Origin of the sequence: Sinanaerobacter chloroacetimidivorans (genome assembly GCF_018128545.1) — a bacterium.
GTDB lineage: Bacteria > Bacillota > Clostridia > Peptostreptococcales > Anaerovoracaceae > Sinanaerobacter > Sinanaerobacter chloroacetimidivorans.
The window spans coordinates 50321-68676 of sequence record NZ_JAGSND010000002.1 but is presented as its reverse complement, the minus strand read 5'-3'; the positions used below and the strand labels follow the sequence as shown (position 1 = coordinate 68676).

General features: G+C 44.0%; 16 protein-coding genes. 14 read left to right on the top strand and 2 right to left on the bottom strand.

Going from position 1 to position 18356, the window contains the following annotated elements; translation table 11 throughout:
• Window positions 1–339 precede the first annotated feature (339 nt).
• The 5 genes from KCX82_RS03315 (at window position 340) to KCX82_RS03295 (ending at window position 7050) form a co-directional block, all read left to right on the top strand.
• Entirely contained in the window at window positions 340–3345 is a 3006-nt protein-coding gene (locus tag KCX82_RS03315) for a methyl-accepting chemotaxis protein (protein WP_227017027.1), read from the top strand.
• A 199-nt stretch (window positions 3346–3544) separates the two neighbouring features.
• On the top strand, window positions 3545–3700 hold the full coding sequence (locus KCX82_RS03310) for a hypothetical protein (protein WP_227017026.1): 156 nt from the start codon (window positions 3545–3547) through the stop codon (window positions 3698–3700).
• Window positions 3701–3714: 14 nt separating this feature from the next.
• Window positions 3715–5274 carry a recombinase family protein gene (locus KCX82_RS03305; protein ID WP_227017025.1) on the top strand — a complete coding sequence of 520 codons (1560 nt, stop codon included), beginning with the start codon at window positions 3715–3717 and terminating at the stop codon, window positions 5272–5274.
• 15 nt (window positions 5275–5289) lie between these two features.
• Window positions 5290–5790: a glycosyl hydrolase family 18 protein gene (locus KCX82_RS03300; RefSeq protein ID WP_227017024.1), complete on the top strand. Its 501-nt coding sequence runs from the start codon at window positions 5290–5292 to the stop codon at window positions 5788–5790.
• Between the two features lie 117 nt (window positions 5791–5907).
• A complete protein-coding gene (locus KCX82_RS03295; protein ID WP_227017023.1) occupies window positions 5908–7050 on the top strand; it encodes a S1C family serine protease in 1143 nt (380 codons plus the stop codon).
• Window positions 7051–7200: 150 nt separating this feature from the next.
• Here KCX82_RS03295 and KCX82_RS03290 read toward each other — a convergent pair whose 3' ends face one another.
• Window positions 7201–7764, bottom strand: coding sequence for a hypothetical protein (locus tag KCX82_RS03290; RefSeq protein WP_227017022.1), 564 nt, complete (start codon window positions 7762–7764; stop codon window positions 7201–7203).
• 105 nt (window positions 7765–7869) lie between these two features.
• Here KCX82_RS03290 and KCX82_RS03285 point away from each other — a divergent pair, with 105 nt between their 5' ends.
• From KCX82_RS03285 to ppk1, 4 genes are all read left to right on the top strand, one after another.
• A complete protein-coding gene (locus KCX82_RS03285; protein WP_227017021.1) occupies window positions 7870–8589 on the top strand; it encodes an AzlC family ABC transporter permease in 720 nt (239 codons plus the stop codon).
• The gene (locus KCX82_RS03280) at window positions 8586–8918 is read left to right on the top strand and encodes a branched-chain amino acid transporter permease (protein ID WP_227017020.1); all 333 of its coding nucleotides are present in this window, start codon (window positions 8586–8588) and stop codon (window positions 8916–8918) included. Before KCX82_RS03285 ends, KCX82_RS03280 begins: the two co-directional genes overlap by 4 nt.
• Before the next feature lie 159 nt (window positions 8919–9077).
• Window positions 9078–9986, top strand: a complete 909-nt coding sequence (locus KCX82_RS03275; protein WP_227017019.1) for a Ppx/GppA phosphatase family protein — start codon at window positions 9078–9080, stop codon at window positions 9984–9986.
• On the top strand, window positions 9973–12177 hold the full coding sequence (gene ppk1, locus KCX82_RS03270) for a polyphosphate kinase 1 (protein WP_227017018.1): 2205 nt from the start codon (window positions 9973–9975) through the stop codon (window positions 12175–12177). The genes KCX82_RS03275 and ppk1 overlap by 14 nt, the downstream gene beginning before the upstream one ends.
• A gap of 67 nt (window positions 12178–12244) precedes the next feature.
• Here the strand turns inward: ppk1 and KCX82_RS03265 are convergent, their stop codons facing one another.
• Window positions 12245–12781, bottom strand: a complete 537-nt coding sequence (locus KCX82_RS03265; RefSeq protein WP_405127663.1) for a CAP domain-containing protein — start codon at window positions 12779–12781, stop codon at window positions 12245–12247.
• A gap of 402 nt (window positions 12782–13183) precedes the next feature.
• On the opposite strand from KCX82_RS03265, the gene KCX82_RS03260 reads away from it, so the two are divergent.
• From KCX82_RS03260 to KCX82_RS03240, 5 genes are all read left to right on the top strand, one after another.
• Complete coding sequence (locus KCX82_RS03260) at window positions 13184–14179, top strand: LacI family DNA-binding transcriptional regulator (protein WP_227017017.1); 996 nt, start codon at window positions 13184–13186, stop codon at window positions 14177–14179.
• A 36-nt stretch (window positions 14180–14215) separates the two neighbouring features.
• Window positions 14216–15172, top strand: a complete 957-nt coding sequence (locus KCX82_RS03255) for a ComEC/Rec2 family competence protein (RefSeq protein WP_227017016.1) — start codon at window positions 14216–14218, stop codon at window positions 15170–15172.
• 30 nt (window positions 15173–15202) lie between these two features.
• Window positions 15203–16216 carry a Bug family tripartite tricarboxylate transporter substrate binding protein gene (locus tag KCX82_RS03250; protein ID WP_227017015.1) on the top strand — a complete coding sequence of 338 codons (1014 nt, stop codon included), beginning with the start codon at window positions 15203–15205 and terminating at the stop codon, window positions 16214–16216.
• Between the two features lie 83 nt (window positions 16217–16299).
• Window positions 16300–16764 carry a tripartite tricarboxylate transporter TctB family protein gene (locus KCX82_RS03245; protein WP_227017014.1) on the top strand — a complete coding sequence of 155 codons (465 nt, stop codon included), beginning with the start codon at window positions 16300–16302 and terminating at the stop codon, window positions 16762–16764.
• A 17-nt stretch (window positions 16765–16781) separates the two neighbouring features.
• A complete protein-coding gene (locus KCX82_RS03240; RefSeq protein ID WP_227017013.1) occupies window positions 16782–18299 on the top strand; it encodes a tripartite tricarboxylate transporter permease in 1518 nt (505 codons plus the stop codon).
• Window positions 18300–18356 lie beyond the last annotated feature (57 nt).

Sequence of the window (18356 nt, the reverse complement as noted above, 5' to 3'; positions counted from 1 at the left end):
TTTTTTCATACATTTTTTATTTGATAGGTCTAACAAAATTTGGTTGACATTCTGACAAATTATTACTAGAATAGACATAGAATCTGACGATTCGTCACAATAGACTTCGTGAAAGAATTGAATTTCCATTCAGTCATGCATTCTCGAAATGTTGTTTCAGCAATCTAAAAGAGTTTTTTCATTTGGAAGCATCCGCTTCACGAATTCAAAAATGAGTAAAAAAACAGGCAAACAGTAGTTTCTGCATGGGCCTTAGCTTCATGTTGCGCTAACATAAATTACAGGAGGGAGGCTTTCATCTAATTTTCTTTCATTTTAATATTCAGAGAGGTAAGAGTCATGTTTAAAAATCGCAAAATCAGCACTAAAATTATCATTGGATTTGTACTTGTCTCCTTCGTAGCCTGCCTGGTAGGTGGAATTGGTATCTATAACATCGATACGGTTTCGGGCAATGATACCATCTTATATAACCAGATGATGATACCGATTCAATATCTGGCAGATGTGGATGTAGCGTTTCAAAAAATGAGGGTAAATGTGAGAGAAATCATCTTAAACCCAAACCCGTCAGAGAAGCAGGCACAGCTGGATAACTTCAATAAGAGAATTGCGGAAGTTGAAGTACTTAATAATAAATTTAAAAAGACGATTCAATCTGAAAAAATGCAGTCCGCCTTTGATAAATATCTCGTCGCCTGGGAAAATGTGAAACCTTTAATGCAGGAATCTATCGATACTGCCATATCCGGCGACAGTCAGGGCGCCTATGCAATGATTAAGGAAGCAGGAAAAGGTGGAATTGCTGCTAAAGGAGTTCAGGACAGTCTGAACGAATTGATCCGGTTAAAGGATGTGGAAGCAGATAATCTGGAAAAGTCAAATAACGAAATCGCTAAAAAATCCATCTTTATGATGTGCGTTTTCATTGCAGGAGGATTTCTCCTGTCTGTTCTGTTAGGAATCTTAATCTCAAGAATCATCAGCAAGCCAATCATTCTCTTAAGAGACGCCTCTACGAAACTTTCCCTGGGAGACACGGATGTTACCATAATACCCCGCAGTAAGGATGAAGTGGGTCAGCTCATGACCGCTTTCGGAATGATGGTGGAAAACATTACGGCACAAGCAGAAAATGCCCAGCGCATTTCAGACGGGGACCTGTCGATTGAAATCACTCCCAAATCGGATAAAGATATTTTGTCTTTCAGTATGAAAAAAGTTGTGACGGAATTGAAAAAGCTCATTGAAGAATCGGAAATCTTAACAAAATCCGCGGTAGAAGGAAAGCTTGCAGTCAGAGGAAGAGCAGATCAGTTCCACGGAGGCTTCCGAGAAATCATTGCGGGTGTCAATGAAACTATGGATGCTGTGGTGAATCCGCTCTATATGGCTGCAGATTATTTTGATAAAATCAGCAAAGGCGATATTCCGGAACTCATTACAGAAGAGTACCGGGGCGATTTCAAGATGATCATTGATAATCTGAACACCTGTATTGAGGCCGTAAACAGTCTTGTTTCCGATGCGGACATGCTTTCCAGGGCTGCTATTGAAGGTAAATTGGATGTCAGAGCGGATGTGGAAAGACATTGCGGTGACTTCGCCAAAATCATTCAAGGAGTTAACGAAACGCTGGATTCAGTAGTGAATCCGCTGACTGTAGCCGCAGAATATTTCCAGCGAATCAGTAAAGGAGACATCCCTGAAAAGATAACCGAAGAATATCAGGGTGATTTCAATGTGATTATAAATAATATCAACACCTGTATCGATGCGGTAGACCAGCTTGTATCCGATGCCGATATGCTTGCCAGAGCGGCAAAAGAAGGAAGATTGGATGTTCGAGCCGAGGCTGACAAGCATGAGGGAGACTTTGCAAAAATTATTATCGGTGTTAACCATACCCTGGATGCGGTGATTCATCCTCTCAACATTGCAGCGGAATATGTTGAAAGAATCAGCAAAGGAGATCTTCCGGAAAAGATTACGGACAATCATTACCATGGAGATTTTAATGTTATAAAGAATAATTTAAATATTTGTATTGATGCCATTCAAAAGCTCATTGAGGATGCAGGAATGCTCGCGAATGCCGGAATCGAAGGTCAACTGAATGTCCGGGCAGATATCAGCCGGCATGAAGGAGATTTTGCCCGTATCGTGAAAGGTGTTAATGATACGCTGGATGCGGTCATCAAGCCTGCACTTGAAGTTTCGGATGTACTTCAGCAAATTGCCATAGGAAATCTCAGTCAGAGGGTTGTGGGAGACTACAAAGGAGATCACGCGGTAACGAAAGATGCCTTGAATTATCTGGGTAAAACCTTGCAGGGATATATTGAAGAGCTTTCCGATGTGCTGGCCAATTTGGCAGACAAGGATTTTACCGGTGGAATTGAAAGAGACTATCTAGGGGATTTTGCCAAACTCAAGGATTCTATCAATGTCATCATTGGAAATTTCAATGTCACCCTTTCAGAAATCAATTCCGCAGTGGAGCAGGTAGATACAGGTATAGAACAGATTGCCGCAACAAGCCAGACCCTCTCACAGGGTGCGGCAGAGCAGGCAAGCTCAGTGGAAGAAATCAGCGCCACCATTTCCGAAGTAGCGGAAAACACTAAACAGAATGCGTCCAATGCAAATCTGGCAAACGAATTGTCCATGAGGGTGAAATCGGATGCCCAGCGAGGGAATGATCAGATGGTGGAGATGCTCACCGCTATGAATGACATGAAAGAATCGTCAAAGAATATTTCCAAAATCATAAAAGTAATTGATGACATCGCTTTTCAGACGAATATCCTTGCACTGAATGCCGCAGTAGAGGCAGCGAGGGCAGGGGCACATGGAAAAGGATTTGCCGTTGTAGCGGAGGAAGTCAGAAGTCTGGCTGCCAGAAGCGCAAAAGCTGCGGATGAAACCACGGTATTAATTGACAGTTCCATCAGAAAGGTCGACGATGGAAGTAAAATTGCGAATGATACTGCGGATGCTTTACATCAGATTGTAAACAGCGTATCCGATGCTGCAGATATCGTTGGAAAAATTGCAGAAGCGTCTGTTCAGCAAGCAGGAGCCATTGCCCAGATTGACAGCGGCATCAACCAGATCTCCAGGGTTACACAGACCAATTCTGCTACAGCGGAAGAAAGTGCCGCTGCCAGCGAGGAAATGGCGGGACAGGCCCAGTTGTTAAAAGGTATGGTAAATGACTTTAAATTGAATAAAGCTGCTAAAATGCTGGCACAGGAAACCAGATTAACAATAGAAGGACCTGTGACCCCGGAAATGGATCCTATGGAAATTTCGCTGGAAGATGAGGGAATGGGGAAGTACTAGAGAGCCGTTACAAGTAGAAACAATGCGGATCAAAAGTATAGGACCGTATTTCCGATACGGATAAAAAGTACAGGATAATACTTTCGTATAAAGGCTGAGAACACGTTGGGAAATAGACGTGTTCTCGGCTTTTTTCATAATCATAAACAGGCAGAGCGAAGAATATTCTAGTGTAAGAATAAAAAAAGGGGATGGAAAAATGAAAGAGCCGAAAAAGGTGACAAGACTGCTGAATGAGAAAAGAGAATTTCGGAATGCGGTAAAGACGGGAATTATTCAGCAGCTCTACAAAGAGGACTATCTGACCCAGGCCCAGTATTCTAAATTACTAAAACGAACTAAGCGCTTTAACTGATGGAGAGCCGATCGATGACTCTAAGAGTGGCAGTCTACTGCAGAGTATCTACAGACCGAGAAGACCAGATAAACTCTCTGGACAGCCAGATTCGTTATTTTACCGAATACATCAACAAACATGAAGGCTGGGAGCTTGCAGAAGTTTATGCAGATGAAGGAATTACAGGGACCAACACAAAAAAAAGGGACAGTTTTAACCGGATGATTACAGACGCGTTCCAGCATAAAATTGATTTGATCATCACAAAAGAAGTATCCAGATTCGCGAGAAACACGGTGGATGCATTGTATTACACCCGAAAATTGCGGTGTGAAAACATCGGAGTTATTTTTATCAATGATCATATCGATACAAGAGATTCGGACGGCGAATTCCGCTTAACTATTATGGCTTCCGTTGCTCAGGAGGAAAGCAGAAAAACTTCTGAGCGCGTAAAATGGGGAATGAAGCGAAAAATGGAACGAGGATTCGTATTTGCAGGTACGATTTACGGCTATGACCTATGTAAAGGACAATTGTTTGTAAATGAAGACGAAGCTCGGGTGGTAAGGACCATATTCAGCAAGTTTGTTCATGAAGGGAAGGGTGCCTATACCATCGCCAACGAATTAAGAGCGGATAAAGTTCCTGTCTCGGCAGAAAAAAGAATGAAGAGATGGAGTGCGGTATCCGTTACCCGTATTCTAAAAAATGAAAAATACGCAGGGGATCTCCTGCAAAAAAAAACCTTTACACCCAACTATTTGGACCATAGATCAGTACGTAACAGAGGGCAGGAAGAGCAGGTATTTATGAAAGATCATCATCAGCCGATCATTGACCGTGCAACCTGGGAGCAGGCACAGCAGGAATGGATAAGGCGTTCTGGGATGACAGTGACGAAAACAAGGCATTCCAATGCATACTGGTGCTCAGGAAAGCTGTTTTGCGGTTTGTGCGGATCCCGGTTTTATATCAGATCGAAAAAATTAAAGACAAATACTTATTATGCTTGGAGATGCAAGGAAGCTGAGTGTAGGAACCGGCAGATAAACGAGAAAGCCCTTGCAGCCTGTATTCAGTTTGCGTTACAATCAGCAGAGCTGTTGGATGCTTCCGTCCTGAATGAATTGCTTCAGGAAATCCATGCGATTCAGGCCAAAGAGAGAAAGCCGGAGGATGATGCCGGGTTTCAAGCTGCAGTCGCCCATATTGAAGGCAAGAAAGAGAAACTGATTGATTTATTGCTGGAAGGAGAAATCACCAAAGAGGAAAGGAACCGAATGGAGCAGAAATATAATCAGGAACTTTTGAGGTGGGAGAAGAAAAGGAAAGAGACGGAAGAAAAGGAAAAGAAGGGGATCGCGGAAGAGGATACGATACTGCAGATTGAGAATAAGATAAAGGATATTCTGGCACAGAAAGAACCCACAAGAGAGTTATATGGACAATTGATTGAAAGGGTCATTCTTTACCCGGAAAACCTGTTAAAAATTTATTTTAAATATGAAGTTGATCCAATCCTTGTAGGGTATGAAATCAAGGGAAGAGGCGGAGGATATCAAACCTGCTGCTATCTTCCGGAACAGTAAGACCATTCATGATGAATGAATCTTTATGAATTTTTTATTAAATTCACGCCCGACATTTCGATAATTCGGTGTGTTTTTGCAACCATGGGACCCCCGATGGCTGTAGCTCCGCTAAACAATGTACGCCAGGTTATTGAATACGGCATCACGCAAATACCGCCGGAAAAGATCCTGATGGGGATACCGAATTACGGGTATGATTGGACCCTTCCTTTTGTACAGGGAGAGTCCGCTGCTGAGAATATATCAAACATAGAGGCTGTAGAGAGAGCAGCCAGATATGGTGCGGAAATCCAATTTGACGAAACCGCTCAATCCCCCTTTTTTGAGTATACTGATGAGCAGGGGCGTCAGCATGTAGTCTGGTTTGAAAATGCGAGAAGCATAGAAGCGAAACTTAGATTGATCAACGAGTATGGCCTTGCAGGAGCCAGCATCTGGACGATTATGAGGCCTTTCCCTTATGGGGCTTCAGAAGTATTAAATTCCCTTTATACCGTTGCAAAGGTAGAGTGAATTTAAATTCTGAAATTTAGAAAGGAACCATCAGACCTTCAAAATTTCTACACATAAAAAGATTATCTTATAAAAAAGGATAATCTTTTTTTATGAAAAAAAGAAGGAGGCTCAACAATGAAAAAATCAAGAAGATATACAATAACTGCCAAAGGGGCTGCTATCATCCTGTCATTTTGCATAACCACATCTTCCGCACTTGGATTTTCCGGCGGAATGCTGGTAAGCAGTTATGCGGGCAAAACAGGGCTTGAAGAAAATACTGCGGCCAATCTTTTCTTAACACAGCAAAATGAAGCGTATCTAACCTCCGCGTCTTCCGGGAATGCCACGCTGTCGGTAGCGGAAGTAGCCGCGCTGACTGCTAATTCCGTAGTGGAGATTACGACAGAAACCGTAACCACAGACAGCTGGATGCAGCAGTATGTCACAAATGGAGCAGGCAGTGGAGTCATCGTTTCCAGTGATGGATATATCGCTACCAATAATCACGTTATAGACGGAGCCGGGAAAATATCTGTAAGATTAAAAAACGGTACCGTTTACGAGGCGAAGCTAATAGGGACAGACGGCAAAACTGACGTTGCCCTTTTAAAAATTAACGCTTCCGGCTTAACGGCCGCAGTTCTGGGTGATTCGGACAGCCTCATGGTAGGACAAACCGCTATAGCCATCGGAAATCCGCTGGGACAACTGGGAGGTACCGTTACCGAAGGGATTATCAGTGCACTTGACAGAGAGCTCGTCATTGACGGAAAGACCATGACTTTGCTGCAGACGGATGCTGCCATTAATCCGGGAAATTCCGGAGGCGGGTTGTTTAATGATAAAGGAGAATTGATCGGGATCGTGGTGGCGAAATCCTCAGGTTCTGATGTGGAGGGGCTGGGATTTGCCATTCCATGCAATGCGGCCAAGGCTGTCATCGATGAGCTTGCTGCGTATGGTTACGTAAAAGGGCGGGTTGATGCAGGAATGACCTTTCTGGACCTTACTACTGCGCAAAAGGCACTTCTTTATGGGGTAAGACAACTGGGCGTATATATCCAAAAAGTAGATGGGGGATCCAATGCGGAAAAAGCCGGTTTTCAGGCAGGCGATCTGATTACCTATCTTGGCGATACCAAAATCAGCAGCAGCGCCGTTCTGACTCAGGCACTGGAAAAATATAAGGTGGGTGACACGGTAAAAATAACGATAGTCAGAAACGGTAATACCAAACAACTTTCTATGCAGCTGGAAGAATATCGACCGGATTAACCCTGGCTTGGGTTTCTGAAAGCTGCCGGGAGCCGGCCGGCAAATTACCGATCGAAAGCCAATCAAACTGAAACCAAAATAAGCTGTTCCGATAAATTGAAAAGGCATCTTAAAATAGCATGATAAATGGACTATTTCAAGATGCCGTTCTTATTTTGTTTTGTCTTCCGCTTGAGTATCCTCATCTGCTTTGTCTTCCGCTTGAGTATCCTCATCTGCTTTGTCTTCCGCTTTAGTATCCTCATCTGCTTCGTCTTCTGCTTGTGTATCTTCATCTGCTTCGGGCTTAATTTTGATCGTTCCTACCGTAATTGCACCTACTGCTATCACTTTTGCCAGATTCTTCGTTCCCTTGACTACTTTTTTACGGTCTCTTTCTTTTACACCTTCAAGTATTTCACCGCTGTTATTCACTACGGTTTTCACATTGCCGACGAAGTTCTGAATGACTCTGTTGCCTGCTGATTTCAGGTCTTTTTTTCCTTCCTCGATTTTTTGAGGCGTATTCGTTATTTTACCGGATACCAGGGAAGCTGCTCCGCTGGCGATATCCCCCGCAATTCCTCCGGTGAGTATGGTGGAATCGACGACGCTTTCTCCTAAATCATCAATAAATTTCTTCTTAGACACTTTGCCGATAACTGAAATGGTGCCCCCAATCACACCGCCAACCACAGCACCGGTTACAATGCCTGCTTTTTTAATATTGTTCACTTGATTCATCCCCTTTGAATTAAAACATTGAAAAAAGCTCTTTCTCTATAGTATACTATAATTTAGAAGATTTTAACAGAGAAGAAAAAGAAGCGAGAGTAGTTTATGAAGCAAGCGATAAAAGCGGCGTTTCCCGTCACTGTCCCGGTCATGCTGGGCTATCTGTCCATCGGCATCGCCTTTGGATTACTATTTGAAAATGCAGGGTACCATTTTCTATGGGCTTTTTTTATGAGTTTGATTGTATATGCCGGGGCCATGCAGTTCATTGCGGTGAGCTTTTTCTATGGCGGTATCGGTTTAATTCAGATCGCAATCATGACAATTGTAGTCAATATCCGCCATATCTTTTACGGCTTATCCTTTTTGGACAAATTCACCAATATGGGATGGAAAAAGTGGTATATGGCCTTTGCCCTTACCGATGAAACCTATTCTCTTCTTTGCGGTATCAACATCCCTCCATCCGTTGACGGGAAGAAGTTTTACCTCTGTGTGGCGATGCTGAACCAATCCTACTGGATTTTGGGGTCCGTGATCGGCTCTCTGGCAGGTTCCTTCATAACCTTTAATACCGAAGGAATGGATTTTGCCATGACCGCTTTATTTATTGTGATTTTCTTGGATCAATGGAAAGCTTATGCCACCCATATTCCAGCTCTCATTGGAGTCTTCTGCACCATTGCCGCTCTGACAATCTTTGGTCCGGGAAACCTGGCCATTCCTGCAATGATTCTGATCCTGCTGGCACTAATGTTGGGTCGGAAATGGATCGAACCGAAAACCGTAGAGCGGAAAGATGAAAAGGAGGATCAGATTCCATGACCTTGAGTGTTGGCTATTCTCTCCTGATTATATTTGTCATCGCGTCCATAACCTTTGCTTTGAGAGCGGCTCCCTTTCTGCTGTTCAGCAGAACCGGCAGGACACCGAAGGTAATCACGTACCTTGGAAATGCCCTCCCGCCGGCAGTCATGGGAATGCTGATTATCTACTGTTTGCGGAATGTAGACTTTTTCAGCCGTCCTTTTGGAATCCCTGAAGGGATTGCCGTTTTGGCTGTCATCTTTCTTCACCTTTGGAGAAAAAATAATCTCTTGAGCATTTTGGGCGGTACGGTGATTTATATGGTTCTTGTACAATTAATTTTTTAATTCTTAATAGAGCCCCAAAAACATAGTTCGATAACACAGTTCGGTAAGAACTGTGTTTTTTAATCCATATTTTAACATAAGGTTAATATAAATTTTACATCCTGCAGATAAAATGATTATAAAGCTGATTGGCTTATCATTTTATGAAGGAGTATGCTTATGTACGCAGTAATTGACATTGGTTCTAATACGATACGACTTTCCGTATACACGATTCAGGATAATCATATAAAACCCATGTTCCACCGTAAAAATATGTCCTCATTGATCGGTTATGTCGATGAAAAGGGATGTATGACCGAGCGTGGAATTCAGAAAGCCATAACTGTTTTATCAAACTTCAAAAAAATAATAGACAATATAGAAGTTGAAAATATTTATGTATTTGCCACTGCTTCTTTTCGCAATATACAGAACCGGGAACTGGTAGTAAGAGCAATAAAAGAAGCCGCTAATCTTGATGTCACCATTATTTCCGGTGAAGAAGAAGCCATTTGCGGATTTATTGGAGCCGCCTACAATGTCAACGTAGATTCCGGCCTTTTGGTTGATATCGGAGGAGGCAGCACAGAGTTGGTTTTTTATAAAGACAGGAAAATCTGCAAAGTATATTCCATTCCCATGGGATCCCTGGATCTTTATGTAAGATTTGTGTCGGGTCTGCTGCCTACAAAAGAAGAATACCGAAGAATGAAAAAATATATCCGTGAACAATTGGAGTCCATTGATCCGGGAGAAGTCCCCACCACGATTCTTTGCGGAGTAGGAGGAACCAACAGGGCAGCCTGCAAACTGAGCAATGACTACTTTAATATGCCGCTGTCTAACCGCAGTATGGAACTGAACCATATTAAAAAACTTTTAAAGTCTTTTTATCAAGAGAAAGATGGAATTGAAAGAGTTTTGCGAGTGGTTCCCGAGCGTATCCATACCATCATACCGGGTATGACAATACTAAAAACCATTTCGAAACAGTATCAATGCGAGAAAATGATCGTCAGTGAATACGGAGTCAGAGAAGGGTATTTGATTAAAACGGTAATTGAGTGGGAAAATGGAGAAGAATGATTGCAGATTACTCCGGCCCTATATGCAAAACAGAGAACTGTCATGGCTGAAATTTAATGAACGGGTTTTGCAGGAAGCTCAGGATCCGGAAGTGCCGCTTTTTGAAAGATTAAAATTTATTTCAATTTTTTCTAATAATCTGGATGAATTTTTTATGATTCGGGTAGGAAGCTTATTTGCCTTGTCAGGTGAAGAAGATGATACAATTGATAATAAAACCGGCATGACAGGGAAAGAACAATTGAAAAAAATCTATGAAGCGGTGAGACCTTTATATATACAAAGAGACAAAACTTATTTCACTATCAAAAAAGAGATGAAGGAATACGGAATTCGGCATCTTGCTCTGAATGAGCTTACCCAACACGAAGACCGATATCTAAAAGAATATTTTAAACGGCATATCATGCCGATTCTCTCTCCCCAAATTGTGGACAATCACCATCCCTTTCCTTTTATTCCAAATAAAAAACCTCTAATTGCATTGCATCTGCAAAATAAAAACCAAGACCTCCTTGGGTTAATTCCAGTGCCGAATACCGTACCGGAATTGATATTCCTACCCGGTGAGGAAATTCGTTTTGTACCTTCTGTAAAGGTCATCTGTGAGTATTCGGAACTGATCTTTGATATGTACTCCATACGCGATAAAATTATCTTTTATGTTACCCGTAATGCGGATATCAGCCTTGAAGATGAGGATGCAGAAATGAATGAAGATTTCAGAAGTGCCATGAAAAAGCTTCTGAAGAAAAGGAGACATCTGGAGATCATTAGGATGGAATGTGAACAGAAAATCGATGGGTGGCTGAAGGACATATTATGCAGCAAACTGAGAATACGTAAGGAGCAGATCTTTATATGCAGTGCACCCGTATCAATGAACTTCGACTCTCAAATCGCAGTGTTCCTGGACGATAAGTTAAAAAACAGATTCTATTATAAACATTTTGTACCCCAGCCTCCTCCGGAGGTTTCCCCTTATGAGAGCATGTTTGTACAGATTTGTAAAGGGGACATTCTGTTGACCTATCCTTATGATAGTATGGAACCATTTCTTAGAATGATCAGGGAGGCTTCTGAAGACAGCAGTGTGGTCTCAATCAAAATGACTATTTATCGATTGGCGCAGAAAGCCAAACTGGTAGAGTATCTCTGCAATGCGGCCGAAAACGGGAAAGAAGTGGTTGTTCTTATTGAATTAAGAGCCAGATTTGATGAGCAGAATAATATTGACTGGTCCGAGCGTTTGGAAGAAGCGGGATGCAGGTTGATCTACGGGCTCGGAGAATATAAAGTACATTCCAAAGTCTGCCTGATTACGAGAAAAGCGAACGGGGATTATATGTATATTACCCAGGTCGGAACCGGAAATTATAATGAAAAGACTGCCGAACTCTATACCGATTTTTCCCTTATTACTGCCAACCAGGAAATTGGTAAAGATGCTGCTAATTTTTTTCACCATATGACGATTTCCAATCTGGCAGGAAATTACCTTCACTTTTTGGTTGCCCCCAATAACATGAAAAAAAGAATCATGGAATTGATAGAAGAAGAAACAGAGAAGGGGGGAGAGGGAAGAATTGCCATGAAGGTAAATTCGGTTACGGATATTGATATTATTGAAAAACTGAGGGATGCCTCCTGTTCGGGTGTGAAGATACATTTGATGGTAAGAGGAATTTGCTGTATTTTGCCCGGCATTCCCGGTGAAACGGAAAACATCAGTGTTACCAGTATTGTAGGCAGATTTTTGGAGCACTCAAGAATTTTTCGATTCGGAATCGGGAAGGAACAGCGTCTTTTTATTTCATCGGCGGATATTATGACAAGAAACATGCATAGGCGGGTAGAGGTTGCGTGTCCTATTTATTCGGAGTCCATAAAAGAAAAAATCAATGAGATGTTTGATTCTATGTTTTATGATACCGTAAAGGCCAGAGTCATGCAGTCGGACGGATCCTATTGCAGGAAACCGGATCGGCTCAACAAAATCAACATTCAGGAGCTTTTTATCGATAAAGCAATTCAAAGAGCAAGAACCCTGCCAAGAACCGAGATGAAATTTACAGAGAAGATGATTTCCTTTAAGTCATTCCCGATACAACGTTTTGGGTCTTTTTTACAGTGGCTGAAAGGGGCAAAAGTGGAGAATCAAAATGAATGGCCTGCAATCCGGGACGAATAGAAAGAGGCAAAAGGAAAAAGCAGTCCGTTAAGGACTGCTCTTGTAAACTACCGGTATAACTATATTATTAAGGTCTGATAAACATCTGTACCCAATAGGTACCGCCATTGCTGTCTGTTACATATCCGACGCCGATTTGAGTGAAGTTTTTATTTAAAATATTATTTTTATGTGCCTGAGAGTTCATCCAACCATTCATTACTGCAGATGGTGTCTGCTGACCCCTGGCAATATTTTCTCCGGCTGCCTTATATGTGATGCCAAACTGCTTCATCATATCAAAGGGTGACCCGTACGTTGGTGATGTATGTGAGAAATAATTTTTATCCCTCAAGTCTTCCGCTTTTTTCTCGGCAACTCCTGCTAACTTTGTATTTAATGTAAGAGCGGGTAAGCCTGCAGCGGCCCTCTCTTTATTTACCAGATCAATAACTTGTTGCTCATAGGAGCCGACACCTTCCGTTGATGGCGCGGATACCGCAGTGTTCGCTGTATTTTCCGACTGATTGCCTAAAACGGAATCCAGTGTCAAAGCATGTGCAGGTACAGCCATCAGGAGCATAAAAGCAGCAGCTAACGTCATTTTCATGAATTGTTTTTTCATAAACATCCTCCAAATCATATAGAAACTATCATCATAGTTTATAAAATTGAAATAACTCATATATGAAATTCTAATGTTTCCCCCGTCACATATATAATCATATCGGAATGGTGTTGTTAAAGATAGTCCTCAAATATTCCCATGGAATTTTTGCCTGAACAAATAGGTCCTAAGAGGAAGTAATGTGACAAAACTAGGGAATTCTTAATAATTTTAGGGATTTGGTGAAAACATGCACTTGACATTATTTAGAAAAATATATAATATAACATCATGAGAACGATCGCATTCCTATTGAATGCTTTTACTGTTCTATAAGTTGATTTTATAAAATTCATCTGAAACTTATAGAATTTTCTTTTCCTTAAAAATGAGAACGTTTTCATTGGAGGGCGATAAGATATGGCTGCAACAATTTTAGATGTTTCAAGACTGTGTGGATATTCCAAGGCGACTGTGTCGCGCGCGTTTGCCAGCCCGGATCAGGTCACTGAGAAAACGCGCCAAAAGGTATATGAAGCCGCACGTGCACTGAATTACACGCCGGATGCGATTGCCCGCGCGATGGTGCGTGGGCGTACGGACAATATTGGGTTTGTTATTTATGAAAAGCAGTATCCTGTGGTACTGAATCCGTTTTATTCTCCGATTTTTGAAAGTGTGCTGCAGACGTGTGCTCGCAAGGGTTACAGCCTTTTCATCTCATCCGATCGGGATTTGCGTTTGCCGAACGGACAGACCTGTGTGAAAAAGCAAATGGATGGCATCATTCTTGCCGGGCAATCTGACGCGCAAATGGTGATGGATCTGAGGCGGCAGAATATGCCGGTTGTGGTGCTCAACAATGCGCTTGATGTAGATGATTTGACGTGTGTTACTACTGATCAGTATGGGGGCGCTCTGCTTGCCATGCGTCATCTGACCGAGCGGGGGCACCGTAAAATTGGGCTTATTGCGGGCGCTTTTTCACCTCACGTGTGCACTTCTCGTTACAACGGCTACTGTGACGCGCTGCGTGAGATCGGGCAGACGATTGATTTCCGCTTCGTGCAGACGATAGAACCAACAGCAGAGCAGGCCATGCAATGCGCGTCGATGATGCTGTCTTTGCCCGACCGTCCTACCGCTATTTTTTGTACCAATGATACAATAGCCGTTGGAACAATGAAGGCGGCACTGCGTGCTGGACTGTGCATTCCGAAGGAGCTTGCCATCGCAGGCTTTGATGACAGCGAAATCAGCCATTTGGTGGAGCCTGAACTGACTACAGTGCGTGTAGATAAGGCTACGATGGGCCGCCTTGCGGCAGAGCGGCTGATTGCCCAAATCGAGGGGGCGCCGCCGCAAAAACAAGTGATTCAAACTCCGGTAGAGTTGGTGATACGTCAGACTACTTAAGTCTTAACAAAAAAAGAACTGTGGTGAGGTGATGTCTTGGAAGTAACATTTATCAATGTAGGCTATGGTGATGCAATTTTAGTGCAATCAGATGGATTTTCACTGCTGCTGGATGGCGGCAGCGCAATGGCAGGGGAGTTTGAGCATTTCCCGCACCGCATACGCGCGGCAGAATACTTAAAACAAGCCGGGCTGTCAAATATCGATTTACTGATCCTATCGCACATTCACGAGGATCATGTCTGCGGCTTAGAGGCTGTTCTTAATCAGTTTTCGGTGGGTGAAATCCGCTTGCCGTATGATCCCGCGCTGTTTTCAGAAGCTCGGGCACTGGCTCCCAATGCATCTGCACCGCCTAGTGTGCACCTGTTTGCCGCTGCGTTCCGTGCCACTATGCGTATTCTGGAATCGGCGAAGCTTCAGGCAATTCCGGTTGAGGTGCTGCAAATTGGAGATCGGTTGTCCTTGCCGTCAGGTATAGAGCTTGCTGTACTCGCACCGTCCACGGCAGTGCGGCAAGACTTTGAGCGGCTGCTTGCCGAGTCGTTCGCAGCGCATGATCCCACGGACGCTCTTCTTGAGCTGGATCGTACCGCAAATGACAGCAGCCTGCTTCTCAAGCTGTGCACGGGGAACGCCGAATTGTTGCTGGCAGCGGACAATTGCCCGGATAAATGGAATTTGGAGGATTTTTCAACGCTCAAAAATGTAAACGTTCTCAAATTGCCGCATCATGGGCAAAAGGACAGTGTATGCGAAGAAATCATCAGTAAAATACCACTTACGCATGTAATCACGACCGCATCTTCAGATCGGCGTTATCACAGTGCGAACCCGGAAGTCTATAACACGCTATTGCGCTTGAATCCCCAGATGACTTTACTCTTTACAGATGAGCGGGATTATCTCCCTTATTTCAAAAACCCGGATGGCGCACGCGCCATAAAGCTTGTGATTGATTCTCGTGGTATTCACACGGAATTTATCAAATAAATTTGTTTGGATAAGATTGGAGGAATTACAATGAAACGCACGACGAAACGATTATTCAGCGCACTTTTGGCGTTTGTTCTGCTGATGTCGGTGACCGCTTGTGGTGCAAATACCGCGGCGGATGGTTCAGCGGAAGAAGGCTCAAAGTCTGCGGATGGTTTTCCCGAAAAGCAGGTTACCATTATTATGCCATGGAGTCTTGGCGGCGGACCGGACACGATTGCACGTCAAATCGCATCCTATGGTGAGAAATATCTTGGTGTACCTGTGATTGTAGAGAACAAAACCGGCGGTGCGGGCACAATCGCAATGGCGGCGGCGCTGCAGGCCGCAGATGACGGCTATTCCATGATCGTGGCAAACGGCCCATTGTTTTCGCTGACCCCAAGTTTTCAGAATGTCAATTATTCAATAGACGACATTACGCCTCTCATCGGGATGCGTGAGGTTGAGTTTGTTGTGCTGTCAAACCCAGGCAAAAGCGGTATCGAAACGCTGGATCAGCTAAAGGAATACGCCGCATCCGGAAAGACCATTAAGTATGCGACGACCGGCGGACCGGGCAACGACAGCTATACGATGATTTCAGTGCTCTTTAAGCGGCTGGGTCTGCCGGCAGAGGCCGTTCCGTATGATGGTGGTCAGGATGCGATCAATGCGCTGGTCGGCGGACATGTCGACATTGCCATTGGGTCACCTCCGGTTTATCGTGATTATGTCAAGAGCGGAGAGTTGGCTTGTCTTGGCACCTTCATTCCGGATGGTATCGAGGTCGATGGCATTGGACGCATTCCGTCCTTTAAGGAGCAGGGGATTGACGCTGAGTTTATCGGTATGGATTATTTCGCAGTACGCTCCACGGTGGATGATGCAAAGAAAAAGGTTCTTACCGAGTTTATCCAGAATGTGTATGCCGATCCTGATTTCCAGAAATTCATGTCTGAAATGGGTATGAAGGCATGGGATGGTACGGAAGTTGAAATCCTGCAAAAGATTGATGAACAGAGCAAGGCAATGGTAGATTATATCACACTCCTTGAATAACAACTACATAAGCGTTCAGTGTGGCAGCGGACTCGCTTTCCGATCGGGTCCCGCTGCCGCCCCTGTGAAGACGAGGTGATAGAATGAAGCTGAAATATAATTCGGAAATTATTTCGGGGGCTGTATTTTTGGTTGCAGCGGCGGTACTGTGGCTGCTGATCCCAAGTCAGATCAATACAATGGAAACCTCGGCGATTAATGCACAGACAGTGCCTAAAATCGTAATTGGAGGAATGGGTTTATTCTCTCTCGGTCTGCTCCTGCAAGGCATCTTCACCTTGCCAAAGAAAGAAGTTGTCCTAACAAGGGCCGGCCTGATCTCAGACTGCTTTCGCAAGGAGCTCAAAAGCGTGGTTTACGCGATCATCCTTTTGGCCTATTTGGCAGCGCTCACCTGGATGGGATTTTTGATTTCCACTGTGCTGCTGACCATTGCGATTTTGCTGTTTTATGGTGCGCGTAAGTGGTATTATTATGCGATTCCGCTGGCAATGGTAGGCGTCGTGTATTTCGTATTCAAGATGTTACTGAGAGTTTCGCTGCCGTAACAGGAAAGGGGAGAAAAATGGACTTATTCCTTGCCGGTCTGCAGACGCTTCTGCAGTGGCAGAACTTTTTGATTATCCCGATTGGGTTGGCGCTTGGCATCGTCGTTGGCGCAATCCCGGGGCTGACATCGGACCTGGGTATCATTCTCTGCATCCCGCTAACCTATGGCATGGAGCCGACAATGGCAATTCTGATGCTGCTTGCAATCTATTGCGGCGGTACTTATGGCGGTTCGATTACCGCAATTCTAATTAACACGCCAGGCACTTCGGCAAATGCCGCCACGTTGTTTGACGGTTACCCCATGGCCAAAAAAGGAGAGGCATATAAGGCGCTCTCTATGGCGTTGTTTGCTTCGACCATCGGCGGTTTGGTCAGTGCACTTTCGCTGATGTTCCTTGCACCCCAGATTGCGAAAATTACTTTGCTTTTCGGTCCGGCGGAGTATCTTGCCCTTGCAGTATTTGGCCTGTCCGTCATTGCCGGGGTATCAAACAAAAGCATTTTCAAGGGGTTGATCGGCGCGTGCATCGGTATTTTCATTTCTACCATCGGTATGGACAATATCAGCGGAACAACGCGTTTTACTTTCGAAAAAATTAATCTGATGAGCGGGATCAATCTGATTATTGCGCTGATTGGACTCTTTGCGATTTCGGAAATCATGGTGAAATCGCAGTATAATCCGCGTACTGATAGAAAAACCGTCAACGCATCCAGCATCACCAAATGCAAGGTGACTCGTGAGGAATACAAGCGCTGCCGCAAGCCCATCGGAATTGGTTCGCTGATCGGCATGATTATCGGTGCAACACCGGGGACCGGAGGCGGCCTCGCGGCATTTATCGCGTATAATCAGGTCAAAACGACCTCCAAACATCCGGAAACATTCGGCGAAGGTGAAATCGAAGGTGTTGCGGTTTCAGAATCGGCCAATAACGGTGCCTGCGGTGCAACCATGATTCCGATGCTGACACTTGGTGTGCCGGGTGATGGTGCGACTGCGATTCTTATGGGTGCATTCATGATACACGGAATGGTGCCGGGTCCGATGCTGTTTCGGGATCAAGGAAATATTTTGTATGCAATCATGCTGGGGCTGATTGTGGTCAATATCTTTATGTATCTCATCGGCAGTGTGTTTACAAAATTCTATGCGCACATCACTCGTATTCCATATGAGATTCTCGCGTGCATCGTGCTGACGTTCTGTGTTGCCGGTGCGTATTCCACCAGCAACAGCCTGTATGACGTCTATATTATCATTGTGGTAGGAATTTTGGCATATTTCCTGCGGCGGATGGATTTTCAGCTCGTACCGATTCTTCTTGGAATTGTACTTGGACCCCTTGCAGAAATGAATTTTCGGCGTGCACTCATTCTGTCGGATGGCAGCCTCAGTATTTTCGTCACTCGTCCGATCAGTCTCGCATTTTTGCTCATTGCGGCCGGCTCACTGCTCCTGTTTGCCTGGAAAAATCATCGTGCTAAGGTAAAGGCGCAAAGTGAAGCGGAGTTAGCCGGAGAAAAGTAAAAACTATGACATTGATGGGAATAGAATTGCTGATTTTTGAATTTCCCTCTACTAGCT

Coding starts and splice junctions, on each gene's coding strand:
- KCX82_RS03315 (WP_227017027.1), top strand. CDS start 340: ATGTTTAAAAATCGCAAAATCAGCACTAAAATTATCATTGGATTTGTA.
- KCX82_RS03280 (WP_227017020.1), top strand. CDS start 8,586: ATGACCTTGAGTGTTGGCTATTCTCTCCTGATTATATTTGTCATCGCG.
- KCX82_RS03265 (WP_405127663.1), bottom strand. CDS start 12,781: ATGAAAAAACAATTCATGAAAATGACGTTAGCTGCTGCTTTTATGCTC.
- KCX82_RS03275 (WP_227017019.1), top strand. CDS start 9,078: ATGTACGCAGTAATTGACATTGGTTCTAATACGATACGACTTTCCGTA.
- ppk1 (WP_227017018.1), top strand. CDS start 9,973: ATGGAGAAGAATGATTGCAGATTACTCCGGCCCTATATGCAAAACAGA.
- KCX82_RS03250 (WP_227017015.1), top strand. CDS start 15,203: ATGAAACGCACGACGAAACGATTATTCAGCGCACTTTTGGCGTTTGTT.
- KCX82_RS03300 (WP_227017024.1), top strand. CDS start 5,290: ATGAATCTTTATGAATTTTTTATTAAATTCACGCCCGACATTTCGATA.
- KCX82_RS03245 (WP_227017014.1), top strand. CDS start 16,300: ATGAAGCTGAAATATAATTCGGAAATTATTTCGGGGGCTGTATTTTTG.
- KCX82_RS03305 (WP_227017025.1), top strand. CDS start 3,715: ATGACTCTAAGAGTGGCAGTCTACTGCAGAGTATCTACAGACCGAGAA.
- KCX82_RS03240 (WP_227017013.1), top strand. CDS start 16,782: ATGGACTTATTCCTTGCCGGTCTGCAGACGCTTCTGCAGTGGCAGAAC.
- KCX82_RS03310 (WP_227017026.1), top strand. CDS start 3,545: ATGAAAGAGCCGAAAAAGGTGACAAGACTGCTGAATGAGAAAAGAGAA.
- KCX82_RS03295 (WP_227017023.1), top strand. CDS start 5,908: ATGAAAAAATCAAGAAGATATACAATAACTGCCAAAGGGGCTGCTATC.
- KCX82_RS03285 (WP_227017021.1), top strand. CDS start 7,870: ATGAAGCAAGCGATAAAAGCGGCGTTTCCCGTCACTGTCCCGGTCATG.
- KCX82_RS03260 (WP_227017017.1), top strand. CDS start 13,184: ATGGCTGCAACAATTTTAGATGTTTCAAGACTGTGTGGATATTCCAAG.